Here is a 12,312-nt window from a genome sequence, read left to right on the forward strand (position 1 = left end):
AGCCGTGCACGTCCCGCCCCCGCCCGCCACGCCCGACGAGCGGGCGGCGGCGGAGGGCATCTCGCTCCGGCCCGACAGCATCACCGTGCGAGGGGCCACGATCTGGACCCCGGTGCCGCCGCCCTTGGCGGGGGGGCCGGTGACGGGCCCACCGACGGACGGCGACCGGCCGGCGGCGCGGCCCGAGCGGCCGGCTCCCTGATCCCCCTCGCCCCGGCGGCAGAGGCGGCGTAGGATCGGCGGCATGAACCAGACCGAACTGATGATCGCCCTGGGCGCGGCGCTGTTCGCCGCCTTCCTGCTGGGCTGGCTGGCCGGCTGGCTGACCCATCGCGCCGGCGGCGCGGCGCCTGCGCCCGGGCCAGACAACGACGCCGTGGGGCGGCTGGCCGCCGCCGAAACTGCCGCGGCGCAAGCCCGCGAGGAACTGCGCGAGGCGCATCTCGAGATCGAGGAATTGCGGGCCTATATCGACCGCCGGCTGGCGAAGAAGCCCGAGGCCTAGGGCTTGCGCACCACCAGAGTCGTCCAGTCGCCCAGATCGTCACGGCGGACCAGCGCGATGCCTGCGCGGTCATAGGCGGCCACGACCTCGTCGCCCTGCGCGGTCAGGATGCCCGACAGGATCGCCTGCCCGCCCGGCGCGAGATGGCGGGCCATGTCCGGGGCCAGCTCGATCAGCGGCTGCTTGAGGATGTTGGCGAAAACCAGGTCATAGGGCCCCGCGTCGTGCAGCAGCGGGTGGCCGAAGCCTTCGGCGAGCAGGCATTCCACCCGCCCCGCCAGGCCGTTCGCCAGCACGTTCGCCTGCGCGGTCTCGACCGCGACCGGGTCGATGTCGCTGGCCAGCACCACGCCGGGCAGCACCCGCGCCGCGGCCATCGCCAGCACCGCCGTGCCGCAGCCGATGTCGGCGATGCGGTGCGGTGTCTCGCCCGCAGAGATCATCCGGTCCAGCGCCAGCAGGCAGCCCCTGGTGGTGTCGTGATGGCCGGTGCCGAACGCCATCGCGGCCTCGATGCACAGCGCCTCGGCACCCTCGGGGACCTTGTCGGCGTCATGGCTGCCGTGGACGAAGAACCGCCCGGCCTCGACCGGGGACAGCTCGCGGCGGACATGGGCGACCCAGTCCACCTCGGGCAGTTCGGACACCACGAAGGGCTGGGCGCCGTGGGCGGCGGCGAGCAGCGCGAGCGCGACCTCGTCGGGGGCCTCGGTGAAATAGACGCCGACCTCCCAGCGGTCGCTGCCGTCCTCGATCTCGAAGACGCCGTTGCCCACGGGTTCGGGGGTGAGGTCCTCGCAGGCCTCGGCGAGCGCCTCGGCGGCCGGCCGGCCCTGGGCCTGGGTCAGCGCGGTCCAGGTCGGCATCAGAGCGCCCCGCCGGCCACCACCGAACCGCCGCCGGTCGAGGACGGCGAGGGTTCCGGGTTGCCGTCCTTTTCGCCGGTCGCGACCTCGTGGACCGATTCGGCGCTGGAGGCCTGCACCCCGGTCCCGCGCAGCCCGCAATAGCCGTGCGGCACCTTGTGCAGATATTGCTGATGATCGTCCTCGGGCGCGCGGTAATAGGCGGCCAGCGGCGCGATCTGCGTGGTGATCCCGGGGAAGCCGGCCACGGCCAGGCGGTTGTCGTAGTCGGTCTTGCTGGTCTCGGCGGCGATGCGCTGGCTGTCGGTGGTGGTGAAGATCACCGAGCGATACTGGTCGCCCACGTCGTTGCCCTGGCGGTTGCCCTGGGTCGGGTCGTGGTTTTCCCAGAATATCTTGAGTATCTGTTCGGTGCTGATCCGGCTGGGGTCATAGACCACGCGCACCACCTCGGCGTGGCCGGTGCCGCCGGCGCATACCTGCTTGTAGGTCGGGTTCGGCACCGTGCCGCCGGCAAAGCCCACCTCGGTCAGCCAGACGCCGTCCTGCTGCCAGAACAGCCGCTCGACCCCCCAGTAGCAGCCCATGCCGAGGACGATCTCCTCGAAGCCGTGGGGTGCGGGTTCGCCCAGGGGGCGGTCATAGATGGCGTGGACGGGTGCGGTCATGGCGGTGGACCTCCTGAACTCGTGGGATGGATGTAAGCGCGGCGGGGGCGCAGCACAACGCCCGGCGGTCGCGGGGGGTTGCGCTGCGGCGAGGCTCGCGGCTGACTGCGCGGGCAGGACCGGGGCGCCGCCCCGGACCCCGGGATATTTCCGGACAGGAGAGCATCATGCGGGCGGGACGGCTGAACCTGATTACCGACGTGGCCGGGCTGCGGGTCGGCAATGCCGCGGATGCGGGGTTGAAATCCGGGGTGACGGTGCTGACGGGGGACGCACCCTTTGCCTGCGGGGTGCATGTGATGGGCGGCGCGCCGGGCACGCGCGAAACCGACCTGCTGGCCCCCGACCGGCTGGTGCAGGCGGTCGATGCGCTGGTGCTGTCGGGCGGATCGGCCTTCGGGCTGGCGGCGGCGGACGGGGTGATGGCCGGCCTGCGGGCGGCCGGGCGCGGCTTTGCGGTGGGCGCGGCGCGGGTGCCGATCGTGCCGGGCGCGATCCTGTTCGACCTGCTGAACGGCGGCAACAAGGGCTGGACGGACAATCCCTATCCGGCGCTGGGGCGGCAGGCGCTGGACGCCGCCGCGACCCAATTCGCCATAGGGTCCGAGGGCGCCGGCACCGGGGCGATGACGGCACAGTGGAAGGGGGGTCTTGGGTCAGCCTCGGCGGTGCTGGCGGGCGGGACCACGGTGGGGGCGCTGGTGGCGGTGAACGCGCTGGGGTCGGTGACCGCGCCCTCGGGGCAGTTCTGGGCTGGACCGTGGGAAATCGGCGCCGAGTTCGGGGGGCTGGGCCTGGGCGGGCCGTTCGACCCGCAAGCCGAGCCGCGGCCCGAGAAGCGGCAGGGCGAGGCCACCACCATCGCCATCGTCGCGACCGACGCGGCGCTGGCGAAGCCGGCGCTGACGCGGCTGGCGACCGCCGCGCATGACGGGCTGGCGCGGGCCATCGTGCCGTCGCACACGCCCTTTGACGGCGACCTGGTCTTTGCGGTGTCGACCGGATCGCGGGCGGACGCCGATCCCTTCGGGCTGGGCCACGCCGCGGCCTGCGTGCTGGCGCGGGCCGTGGCGCGGGCGGTGTTCGCGGCGGCTCCGGCCCCCGGCGACCGGCAGCCGTGCTGGCATGAGCGGGCGCGCGCATGAGAAAGGGCGGGGCCTCGCGGCCCCGCCCCCCTTGTCGCCACGGGTGAGGGACGCCCTTAGCGATAGACGTAGACGATCTTGCGGTCGGTCGGGCTCACCAGAACCGGTTGGCCGTTGATGGTCACGTATTTGTAGTCAGGCTGATCGGGGATGTCATACAGGGTGACGGTGTCCGGGACGCCGGCGCCGACGACGACCTCGCCGTCCAGGATGACAGGATCATGCGGGTTGGCGTCGATATAGGTGCGGACCTCGGGCGCCGGGTCCAGGCTGGCCGCCGCGCCGGCCGAACCGCCGATCGCCGCGCCGACCAGCGCACCCACCGGGCCCGCCACGACCGCGCCCACAGCCGCGCCGGTGGCGCCGCCCACGGCGGTGTCGGTCGTCTGCTTGGCCGGATCGGCAGCCGCCGGAGCCTCGATCACCGTAACGCCCACCGCCTGGCGGTTGGGATACAGCGGCTCGACCTTTTCGCCGACCTTGGCGGTCAGGTAATCACCATAGGCCCAGCCCTTCTGGTCCTTGTAGGTCACTTCGCACCAGTTGGCCGATTCGATGCAGCCGGTGACCGCGACCTCATCGCCATTGGCGATCACGCCGATGATCGACGCCGTGGATTGCGGGGCCGAGCGCAGGTTCAGGTCGGTCGCGGCCGTGGCCGAGGTCTCGGCAAAGGCAGCGCCGGTGAAAGCCAGAGCAGCGACAGTCGTGGTTGCAAGCAGCTTTTTCATGGTTCCAGTTCCCTTTCAGCCGGGCTTCGGCCCGTCGGAGGAAAAACGATGTCGCGGCGGGTCCCGTTTCTCACGCGGCGGTCACATTTACTTATCGTGGAAACACGGGCGGTTGGGTGAGGCCGTTCCGGCGCGCGGCGGCACCCGTGCGCCGCAAGGCGGGCACTCCGCGACGAACGGCGCCGCTTTGACAAGCCTGTGGCGTCATGGTGAGGTCCGGCGAAATCGCTGACGGAGCTCTCGCCATGACCGCCCATTCCACCGATCTCAAGACGCTGCTGAAGGACCCCTCGCTGCTGGAAACCCGCGCCTTCGTGGCCGGGGATTGGGTGGACGCCGACGACGGCGCGACCTTCGAGGTCAGGAACCCCGCCCGCGGCGACGTGATCGCGCAGGTGGCCGACCTGAGCCGGGCCGAGGTCAAACGCGCCATCGAGGCCGCCCACGCGGCGATGAAGGGCTGGCAGGCCCGCACCGCCAAGGAACGCGCCCAGGTCATGCGCAGGTGGTTCGACCTGATGATCGAAAACCAGGACGACCTGGGCAAGATCCTGACCGCCGAGCAGGGCAAGCCGCTGCCCGAGGCCAAGGGCGAGATCGCCTATGGCGCCAGCTTCATCGAGTGGTTCGGCGAAGAGGCCAAGCGCGTCTATGGCGAGACCATCCCCGGCCACCAGCCCGACAAGCGCCTGACCGTGCTGCGCCAGCCGATCGGGGTGGTCGGCTCGATCACGCCGTGGAATTTCCCCAACGCGATGATCACCCGCAAATGCGGGCCCGCGCTGGCCGTGGGCTGCGGCTTCGTCGCCCGCCCCGCCGCGGAAACCCCGCTGAGCGCCTTGGCGCTGGCGGTGCTGGGGGAACGCGCCGGGCTGCCCAAGGGCATCCTGTCGGTGGTCACCTCCTCGCGGTCGTCGGAGATCGGCAAGGAGTTCTGCGAGAACCCGCTGGTGCGCAAGCTGACCTTCACCGGCTCGACCGAGGTGGGGCGCATCCTGCTGCGGCAGGCGGCGGATCAGGTCCTGAAATGCTCGATGGAGCTGGGCGGAAACGCGCCATTCATCGTTTTCGACGACGCCGATCTGGACGCGGCGGTCGAAGGCGCGATGGCGTCCAAGTTCCGCAACAACGGCCAGACCTGTGTCTGCGCGAACCGCATCTATGTGCAGGCCGGGGTCTATGACGATTTCGCCAGACGCCTGGCCGTGGCGGTGGACAAGTTGACCGTCGGCGACGGGCTGGTCGAGGGCACCACCACCGGCCCGCTGATCAACGAAGCCGCCGTCGAGAAGGTCGAAGAGCACATCGCCGACGTTCTGGCCCAGGGCGGTCAGGTGGTCACCGGCGGCAAGCGCAAGGATGGGCTGTTCTTCCAGCCGACGGTGATGACCGGGGTCCGCGACGACGCCAAGGTCGCGACCGAGGAAACCTTCGGCCCGCTCGCGCCGCTGTTACGGTTCGAGACCGAGGACGAGGTGATCGCAAAGGCCAACGCCACGATCTTTGGCCTTGCCGCCTATTTCTACGCCCGCGACGTGGGCCGCATCACGCGGGTGCAGGAAGCGCTGGAGTACGGGATCGTCGGCGTCAACACCGGGATCATCTCGACCGAGGTGGCGCCCTTCGGCGGCGTCAAGCAGTCGGGGCTGGGCCGCGAAGGCTCGCGCCACGGGATCGAGGATTACCTCGAGATGAAATACGTCTGCCTGTCGATCTGACAGGCCGGACGGCCGCAGAGGTGAGGCCGGCCCCCGAAGGGCCGGCCGGTGCGATCAGGCGATGATCAGGTCGTCGCGCAGCTCGGCCACGGTGATGCCATCGATCCTCAGCATGCCGCCGGCGATCACCAGATCGACCCCGCCATCGCGTTCGGTGGCACCGGCCGTGATTGCATCGGCGCTGAGCCCCGAGATTCCGGCGGCGTCGATGCGGATCAGGTCGCGGTCGTTCTGGAAGTCTCCGATCCGGGCGGTCTGGCCGGCGGCAAAGACGAACACGTCGTTGCCGCCGCCGCCGAACAGCACGTCCTCGCCGCCGCCGCCGACCAGGACGTTGCGCGCGGCGTTGCCGATCAGCACGTTCGCCTGCTCGTTGCCGATTACCTGCACCGCGTTGGTGCCGATGACCTCGACCCGTTCGAGATGCGCGCCAAGCACGATGTCGGTGCCGGTGACGACGGTGTCCACGCCCTGCCCGGCGGTTTCCACGATCGTGTCAAGCTGGTCGCGGTGATAGACGTCGTTGCCCGTCCCGCCCACCAGCCGGTCGGCGCCGGCGTTGCCGGCCAGCGTGTCGTTGCCGGCCATGCCGAAGATGGTGTCGTTGCCCGCCCCACCCGACAGCACGTTCACCTGGCTGTTGCCGACGACGGTGTTGGCCACGGCATTGCCGGTGCCGACCCGGGCGAAGGACTGGATCAGCAGCAGCGCCTCGAAGTTGACGCCGAGCGTAAAGCTGAAATCCGCGCGGACCCGGTCGATCCCCTCGCCCGCCAGCTCGACCAGCGTGTCGCGGGCGTCGACGATGTAAAGGTCGTTGCCCGCGCCGCCGACCAGACGGTCGGCGCCGACGCCGCCTTCCAGCGTGTCGTTGCCGGCGACGCCAAAGATCGTGTCGTTGCCGGCCATGCCGCTGACCCAGTTGCCCACGGCGTTGCCGACGATGCGGTCGTTGTTGCTGCCGGCGACGGCGTTCTCGATCACCGTGCCCTGGGCGATCGACAGGTTGCCGATCAGCCCGTAGATGTTCGAGATGCTGCCCCCGGCCATGTTGATGACCTGCGCGTTCCGGTCGGCGCTGAAATTCAGCCGGTCGATGCCGCCCTGGTCCAGGATGGTCATCGTGACCGTCTCGCGCGCCACCATCAGCCGGTTGGCCATCCCGAAGGCGCCGGTGATGTTGCTGCCCTCGCCCCAGACCGAATTGCCGCCGTTGAGATTGCGCGGCAGCCCATAGATGTCCTGCACCGCGATGATGTCGGCGATCATCGGGGTGACGACATAGGCGCGGGTGGCGTCCACGTTGGGATTGTCGGTCTGGTTGAAATACGACATCACCGTCGCTTGCCAACTGTCGTTGTCATAGTGGTTGTCGACACCCCAGTCGGCGGAGCCGTTATAGTTCCCGGCATGGCCCAGACCCAGCGCGTGGCCGATCTCGTGGATGTAGGTCTGATAGAAGTAGCTGGCAAAGCCGGTGCCCGGTCCGCCGGCCCAGGTGACGGGGATGTTGACGTCGGACGACACGACCGTGTTGCCCGCGCCGCGGGTCACGCCGCAATAGGCGCCGCTGGGATCGTCGTTGGTGAACCGGATATTCGCCCCCGACCCCGCGGTCGAGGTGGTGTTGAAGCGGATGCCGGTCACCTCGGACCAGGCATTCAGCGCCATGCGTGCGTGCTGCTGTTCCGCCGGGCTGAGATCGGTCAGGTCGCAGGTCAGTACCCCGCCCGGCGCGACGTCATAGGACCGTTCCGGCTGGCCCTTGTCTTCCCAGAAGCCGACCCGCAGGTAATCCGCGATCTCCTGCGGCGTCAGCCAGCCGCTTGCCGGGGGCGGGCCACCCGACAGGGCGACGCCGATGGCATAGGTGCCGTAATCGGCGTCGTCAAAGGTATCGGCCTCGATGTAATAGGTCCCGGTGCGGGTGGCGGTAAAGCTCAGCGCCGAATCGTAGCCGTCGTAGTCGTCGTTGTATGCCACGACACTGCCGCTGGCATCGCGCAGCGTCAGATACGGGTCGGCGACCGGATCGCCGCCGGCCGCGATCATGGCGAAGTCATAGCTCTGGCCCGCCACCAGCTGCACCGCGATCCAGTCGGCGCCGTCGGCCCCGCCCAGGCGCCCCGAAAAGGTGTCGCCCGGATTGATTCGATAGGTGGTGGCGGCGGTCGCGGCCGCGTCTGCGCCCTCGACCAGGTTGGCGTGCAGCGCGTTGCCGCAGCAGGGGCAGGCGGCGGGGGCGCCGGCATCTGCGGGCGGCGCGGTCCAGGTGATGTTTCCAGGCGACAGAAAGGGCATGGTCGGCTTTCGTCCAGGGAAATGGGTGGGGCTGGCGACAGGTTAACGCAACTGGGCGCCACGCTCCATCATTTCCAGCCTGTTAGTTTGGACAGGGTGACGCGGCCGCGTCACATCATCTCGACCGCGATCGCCGTGCCCTCTCCGCCGCCGATGCAGATCGCGGCGACGCCGCGCTTCTTGCCCTGCCGGGCCAACTCGTGGACCAGCGTCACCACGATCCGCGCCCCCGAAGCGCCGATCGGGTGGCCCAGCGCGCAGGCGCCGCCGTTCACGTTCACCACCTCAGGCGACAGGCCCATCTTCTGCATGAAGGCCATCGGCACCACGGCGAAGGCCTCGTTCACCTCCCACAGATCGACGTCGTCCCTGGTCCAGCCGATCCTGGCCAGCAGCTTTTCCGCCGCCGGGACCGGGGCGGTCGGGAAGTCGTCCGGGGCCTGGGCGTGGCCGGCATGGCCGACGATGCGGGCGATGGCGCCGTCGGGGTCGTCCGACAGCACCAGCGCCGCCGCCCCGTCCGAGATCGAGGACGAGTTCGCCGCCGTCACCGTGCCGTCCTTGCGGAACGCGGGCTTCAGCGTCGGGATCTTGTCGGGGCGTGCGTTGCCGGGCTGTTCGTCGGTGTCCACCACCGTCTCGCCGCCCCGGCCCGCGACTGTCACCGCCACGACCTCGTCAGCGAACCGCCCCTCGGCGATCGCCGCCTTGGCGCGGGTCAGCGAGCGCAGCGCATAGTCGTCCTGCGCCTCGCGGGTGAACTGGAATTGGCCGGCGCAATCCTCGGCGAAGGTGCCCATCAGGCGGCCCTTGTCATAGGCGTCCTCGAGCCCGTCGAGAAACATGCTGTCCTTGACCTCGGCATGGCCGAGCCGTGCCCCGCCGCGCATCTTGGGCAGCAGGTAAGGGGCGTTGGTCATGCTTTCCATGCCGCCCGCGACGATGGTCCGGGCCGATCCGGCGCGGATCGAATCCGACGCCGACATCAGCGCCTGCATCCCCGACCCGCACATCTTGTTCAGCGTGACCGCGGGCACCGATTGCGGCAGTCCCGCCCCCAGCGCCGCCTGCCGCGCCGGGGCCTGCCCCTGGCCGGCGGGCAGCACGCAGCCCATCAACACCTCGTCCACGGCCTGCGGATCGGTCCCCGCGCGCGACAGCGCCGCGGCGATGGCCGCGGCGCCCAGCTGCGGGGCAGAGAGGGCGGACAGCGCGCCCTGCATGCCCCCCATCGGCGTGCGGACGGCAGAGCGGATATAGACGTCGGTCATCGGGAGCCTCGGGTCCGCTTACGGTTTGGCAAGGATTTCCGGTTAGGAATGGGTCACCGAGGGATTCGCCGCAAGAGGCATCAGGGCATGGCTTTCACGATCGAGGATATTGCCGACGGCGTCGTGGTGCGGGTGTGCGATGCCCGGCTGGACGCGGCGCAGGCGATCCATTTCAAGGATCGGCTGCGCGACGTGGTCGGGCGGAACGGGCCGCTGATCCTGCTGGACCTCGGCAAGGTCGATTTCATGGATAGCTCGGGGCTAGGCGCGATTCTCGCGATCCGCCGCGCGCTGCCGCGAACCCACCGGATGGAACTCGCGGCGCTGACGCCCAACGTCGACCGGGTGTTCCGGCTCACGCGGATGGACACGGTGTTCACGATCCACGAGACGGCCCCTGCGGGGACGCCGCGGCCGGTCCGCAACGGCGGAACCCAGCCGCTGGACGGGCTGGCCTGATGGGGCGGTCGCCGGTTCCGCCTGCGGGGCCGCGGCGCGGCGGCCCGGTCGGGGCCGCGGGACATAGCGGCACACCGCCGCTGTTCCACCGGGTGATGGACGCCTCGCTGACCGAGGTGCGCCAGGCGCTGATCGACCTGCGTGCCCGTTTCGACGGGCGGGTGGACTCTGATGCGCTGGGCCGGCTGGAACTGGTCCTGGCCGAAATCCTGAACAACATCGCGCTGCACGGCGCCGGCACGGGCGAGAGCGCGGCTGCGGCGCGGCCGGGTTCGGTGACGGTGCATCTGTCGGTGACCAGCCACGGCGGCGGGCTGGCCTGCGCGGTGATCGACGACGGGGCGCCGCTTCCGGCGGAATGCCTGGTGACGGCCGACCGGATGCCGGCGCCCGAAATCGCCGCGATGAACGCCGGCGGCTTTGGCTGGTACATCATCCGCGACCTCACCCAGTCGCTGTTCTATTTCCGCGAGAACACCCTGAACGTGCTGTGCTTCCACATCCCCGGCCCTTCGGCCGGCCGGGGCGGGCAGGTGCGGGCCGGAGTCGGCTGAGGCCGGCGGGGCGGGGGCGCCCGCAGAATGGCCGTGCTGCCCGCGCGGCTGCGCGGCACCATGCGGCCGTAGGGCCGTTGCCCTGCGGCCGCGATCGCAGCGCCTGCGCCAGGCGCAGCGAGCGGTCGACGTCGCGGCGGAACCGATCCTCGCCCCCGGGGGTCGCGGCAACCCGCGCGGCCCATCCGGCTCAGCCGCGGGACCGATCGTGGTTCAGCCGCCCTCGGGATGGAAATGATCGTGGATCGTCCGCGCCATCGTCGCCGAGATGCCCGGCGCGGCCTGAAGATCGGCGAGACCGGCCCGCGCCACCGCCTTCGCCGATCCGAAATGCGCCAGCAGTGCGCGCTTGCGGGCCGCGCCGATGCCCGCGATCTCGTCCAGCGGGTTTGCCATCGCCTGCTTGGTGCGCCGGGCCCGGTGGGTGCCGATCGCCCAGCGATGCGCCTCGTCGCGCAGGCGCTGGACGAAATACAGCACCGGGTCGTTCATCCGCAGCGCGTAGGGGCGCTTGCCGGGGCGGTGGAATTCCTCTTTCCCGTGGTCGCGGTCCTGGCCCTTGGCGACGCCGATCAGCGGGATGTCCTCGACCCCCAGCTCGGCCAGGATGCCCGCCACGGCCGAGACCTGCCCCGCCCCGCCGTCGATCAGCAACAGGTCCGGCCAGGCCTCGGTCTGCCGGTCGGGGTCCTCCTTCAGCAGGCGCGAGAACCGCCGGGTCAGCACCTCGCGCATCATGCCGAAATCGTCGCCCGGAGTGATCTCGGTGCCCTTGATGTTGAACTTGCGGTACTGGCTTTTCACCCAGCCATCCGGCCCCGACACCACCATCCCGCCCACCGGGGCCGTGCCCTGGATGTGCGAGTTGTCATAGACCTCGATCCGCCGCGGCGGCGCCGGCAGCTCGAACGCCTCGGCCAGCCCCTCCAGCAGGCGCCGCTGGGTGGCGCTTTCCGCCAGCCGGCGGCTGAGGCTTTCGCGCGCGTTGCGCAGCGCGTTCGCCACCAGCTCGGCCTTTTCGCCCCGCTGGGGCACGCCCATCGCCACCCGGCGGCCGGCGCGGTCCGACAGCACCTGCGCCATCAGCTCCATGTCCTCGACCGGGTGGCTCAGCAGCACAAGCCGCGGCGGGATCTTGTCGTCATAGAACTGCGCGACGAAGGCCTGCATGATCTCGGCCGGGTTCTCGGTCCCGCCGGTCCGCGGGTAGAAATCGCGGTTCCCCCAGCTCTGGTTGCCGCGGATGAAGAAGACCTGCACGCAGGCCTGGCCGCCATCCATGTGCAACGCGATCACGTCCGCCTCGGGGACCTTCCTGGGGTTGATCGCCTGCACCGACTGCACCGCGGTCAGCGCCTTGATCCGGTCGCGCAGCGCCGCCGCGCGTTCGTATTCCATCGCCGCCGCGGCCTCGGACATCTCGGCGGCCAGCCGCGCCTGCACCGCGGTCGAGCGGCCTTGCAGGAAGCGCTCGGCATCCGCCACCAGATCGCCATAGGCCGCCTCATCGACCCGCCCAACGCAGGGGGCGCTGCAGCGCTTGATCTGGTACAGCAGGCAGGGCCGGGTGCGCGAGGCGAACGTCGCATCGGTGCAGTTGCGCAACAGGAACACCCGCTGCAGCTGGGTCAGCGTGCGGTTCACCGCCCCGGCGCTGGCGAAGGGGCCGTAATAGTCGCCCTTTTCGGACTTGGCGCCGCGGTGCTTCTTGATCTGCGGGAACGGGTGGTCCTTGGCCACCAGGATGTTGGGGAAGGATTTGTCGTCCCGCAACAGCACGTTATAGCGCGGCTTCAGCTGCTTGATGAGGTTCTGTTCCAGCAGCAGCGCCTCGGTTTCCGTGCGCGTGGTCAGGAACATCATCGAGGCCGTGTCGCGGATCATCCGCGCGATGCGCCCGGAATGACCCGAGGGGCGGGCATAGTTCGACACCCGCGCCTTGAGATTGCGGGCCTTGCCGACATACAGCACTGCGCCCTGCGCATCGAGCATGCGATAGACGCCGGGCGAGCCGTCCAGCCGGCGGCAGTAATCCGCGATCAGCCGGTGCCCGGTGGGCGGGGCTGGCTGGGGGGCAGGCTGGGGTGCAGGAGG

Annotated in this window: 12 protein-coding genes; 6 read left to right on the forward strand and 6 right to left on the reverse strand. The window is 70.3% G+C overall.

The features are described 5' to 3' along the window. On the forward strand, positions 1–202 hold a 202-nt coding region (locus tag IC63_RS18970), incomplete at its 5' end, for a hypothetical protein (RefSeq protein WP_036721795.1). 42 nt (positions 203–244) lie between these two features. After that, a complete protein-coding gene (locus IC63_RS14895) occupies positions 245–505 on the forward strand; it encodes a hypothetical protein (protein ID WP_036721797.1) in 261 nt (86 codons plus the stop codon). Here IC63_RS14895 and IC63_RS14900 read toward each other — a convergent pair. Together IC63_RS14900 and msrA are read right to left on the reverse strand one after the other, a co-directional pair. After that, complete coding sequence (locus IC63_RS14900) at positions 502–1,371, reverse strand: 50S ribosomal protein L11 methyltransferase (RefSeq protein WP_036721799.1); 870 nt, start codon at positions 1,369–1,371, stop codon at positions 502–504. The two genes, IC63_RS14895 and IC63_RS14900, sit on opposite strands and share 4 nt — an antisense overlap. Continuing rightward, positions 1,371–2,039, reverse strand: coding sequence for a peptide-methionine (S)-S-oxide reductase MsrA (gene msrA, locus IC63_RS14905; protein ID WP_084115953.1), 669 nt, complete (start codon positions 2,037–2,039; stop codon positions 1,371–1,373). Before msrA ends, IC63_RS14900 begins: the two co-directional genes overlap by 1 nt. Before the next feature lie 167 nt (positions 2,040–2,206). Here msrA and IC63_RS14910 point away from each other — a divergent pair, with 167 nt between their 5' ends. Continuing rightward, positions 2,207–3,184 (forward strand): P1 family peptidase, encoded by a 978-nt coding sequence (locus IC63_RS14910; protein WP_036721802.1) that lies wholly within the window; start codon positions 2,207–2,209, stop codon positions 3,182–3,184. Positions 3,185–3,240: 56 nt separating this feature from the next. Here the strand turns inward: IC63_RS14910 and IC63_RS14915 are convergent, their stop codons facing one another. After that, positions 3,241–3,915, reverse strand: coding sequence for a DUF1236 domain-containing protein (locus tag IC63_RS14915; RefSeq protein ID WP_036721804.1), 675 nt, complete (start codon positions 3,913–3,915; stop codon positions 3,241–3,243). Between the two features lie 245 nt (positions 3,916–4,160). On the opposite strand from IC63_RS14915, the gene IC63_RS14920 reads away from it, so the two are divergent. Beyond that, positions 4,161–5,633, forward strand: coding sequence for an NAD-dependent succinate-semialdehyde dehydrogenase (locus IC63_RS14920; protein WP_036721807.1), 1,473 nt, complete (start codon positions 4,161–4,163; stop codon positions 5,631–5,633). A 54-nt stretch (positions 5,634–5,687) separates the two neighbouring features. Here the strand turns inward: IC63_RS14920 and IC63_RS14925 are convergent, their stop codons facing one another. After that, on the reverse strand, positions 5,688–7,934 hold the full coding sequence (locus IC63_RS14925; protein WP_052042292.1) for a M10 family metallopeptidase C-terminal domain-containing protein: 2,247 nt from the start codon (positions 7,932–7,934) through the stop codon (positions 5,688–5,690). Positions 7,935–8,044: 110 nt separating this feature from the next. Beyond that, positions 8,045–9,205: a thiolase family protein gene (locus IC63_RS14930; protein WP_036721810.1), complete on the reverse strand. Its 1,161-nt coding sequence runs from the start codon at positions 9,203–9,205 to the stop codon at positions 8,045–8,047. A gap of 87 nt (positions 9,206–9,292) precedes the next feature. On the opposite strand from IC63_RS14930, the gene IC63_RS14935 reads away from it, so the two are divergent. Together IC63_RS14935 and IC63_RS14940 are read left to right on the forward strand one after the other, a co-directional pair. Next, complete coding sequence (locus tag IC63_RS14935) at positions 9,293–9,664, forward strand: STAS domain-containing protein (RefSeq protein WP_052042293.1); 372 nt, start codon at positions 9,293–9,295, stop codon at positions 9,662–9,664. Next, a complete protein-coding gene (locus tag IC63_RS14940; RefSeq protein ID WP_084115955.1) occupies positions 9,664–10,218 on the forward strand; it encodes an ATP-binding protein in 555 nt (184 codons plus the stop codon). The genes IC63_RS14935 and IC63_RS14940 overlap by 1 nt, the downstream gene beginning before the upstream one ends. A gap of 213 nt (positions 10,219–10,431) precedes the next feature. On the opposite strand, the gene uvrC is transcribed toward IC63_RS14940, so the two are convergent. Next, on the reverse strand, positions 10,432–12,261 hold the full coding sequence (gene uvrC, locus IC63_RS14945) for an excinuclease ABC subunit UvrC (protein ID WP_036721813.1): 1,830 nt from the start codon (positions 12,259–12,261) through the stop codon (positions 10,432–10,434). Between the last annotated feature and the right edge of the window lie 51 nt (positions 12,262–12,312).

It is taken from the genome of Paracoccus sphaerophysae, from assembly GCF_000763805.1.
GTDB classification, from domain to species: Bacteria; Pseudomonadota; Alphaproteobacteria; order Rhodobacterales; family Rhodobacteraceae; genus Paracoccus; species Paracoccus sphaerophysae.

Excerpts from the sequence above, each read along its gene's own strand:
- IC63_RS14895 (WP_036721797.1), top strand. The coding sequence starts at position 245 with ATGAACCAGACCGAACTGATGATCGCCCTGGGCGCGGCGCTGTTCGCC.
- IC63_RS14900 (WP_036721799.1), bottom strand. The coding sequence starts at position 1,371 with ATGCCGACCTGGACCGCGCTGACCCAGGCCCAGGGCCGGCCGGCCGCC.
- msrA (WP_084115953.1), bottom strand. The coding sequence starts at position 2,039 with ATGACCGCACCCGTCCACGCCATCTATGACCGCCCCCTGGGCGAACCC.
- IC63_RS14910 (WP_036721802.1), top strand. The coding sequence starts at position 2,207 with ATGCGGGCGGGACGGCTGAACCTGATTACCGACGTGGCCGGGCTGCGG.
- IC63_RS14915 (WP_036721804.1), bottom strand. The coding sequence starts at position 3,915 with ATGAAAAAGCTGCTTGCAACCACGACTGTCGCTGCTCTGGCTTTCACC.
- IC63_RS14920 (WP_036721807.1), top strand. The coding sequence starts at position 4,161 with ATGACCGCCCATTCCACCGATCTCAAGACGCTGCTGAAGGACCCCTCG.
- IC63_RS14925 (WP_052042292.1), bottom strand. The coding sequence starts at position 7,934 with ATGCCCTTTCTGTCGCCTGGAAACATCACCTGGACCGCGCCGCCCGCA.
- IC63_RS14930 (WP_036721810.1), bottom strand. The coding sequence starts at position 9,205 with ATGACCGACGTCTATATCCGCTCTGCCGTCCGCACGCCGATGGGGGGC.
- IC63_RS14935 (WP_052042293.1), top strand. The coding sequence starts at position 9,293 with ATGGCTTTCACGATCGAGGATATTGCCGACGGCGTCGTGGTGCGGGTG.
- IC63_RS14940 (WP_084115955.1), top strand. The coding sequence starts at position 9,664 with ATGGGGCGGTCGCCGGTTCCGCCTGCGGGGCCGCGGCGCGGCGGCCCG.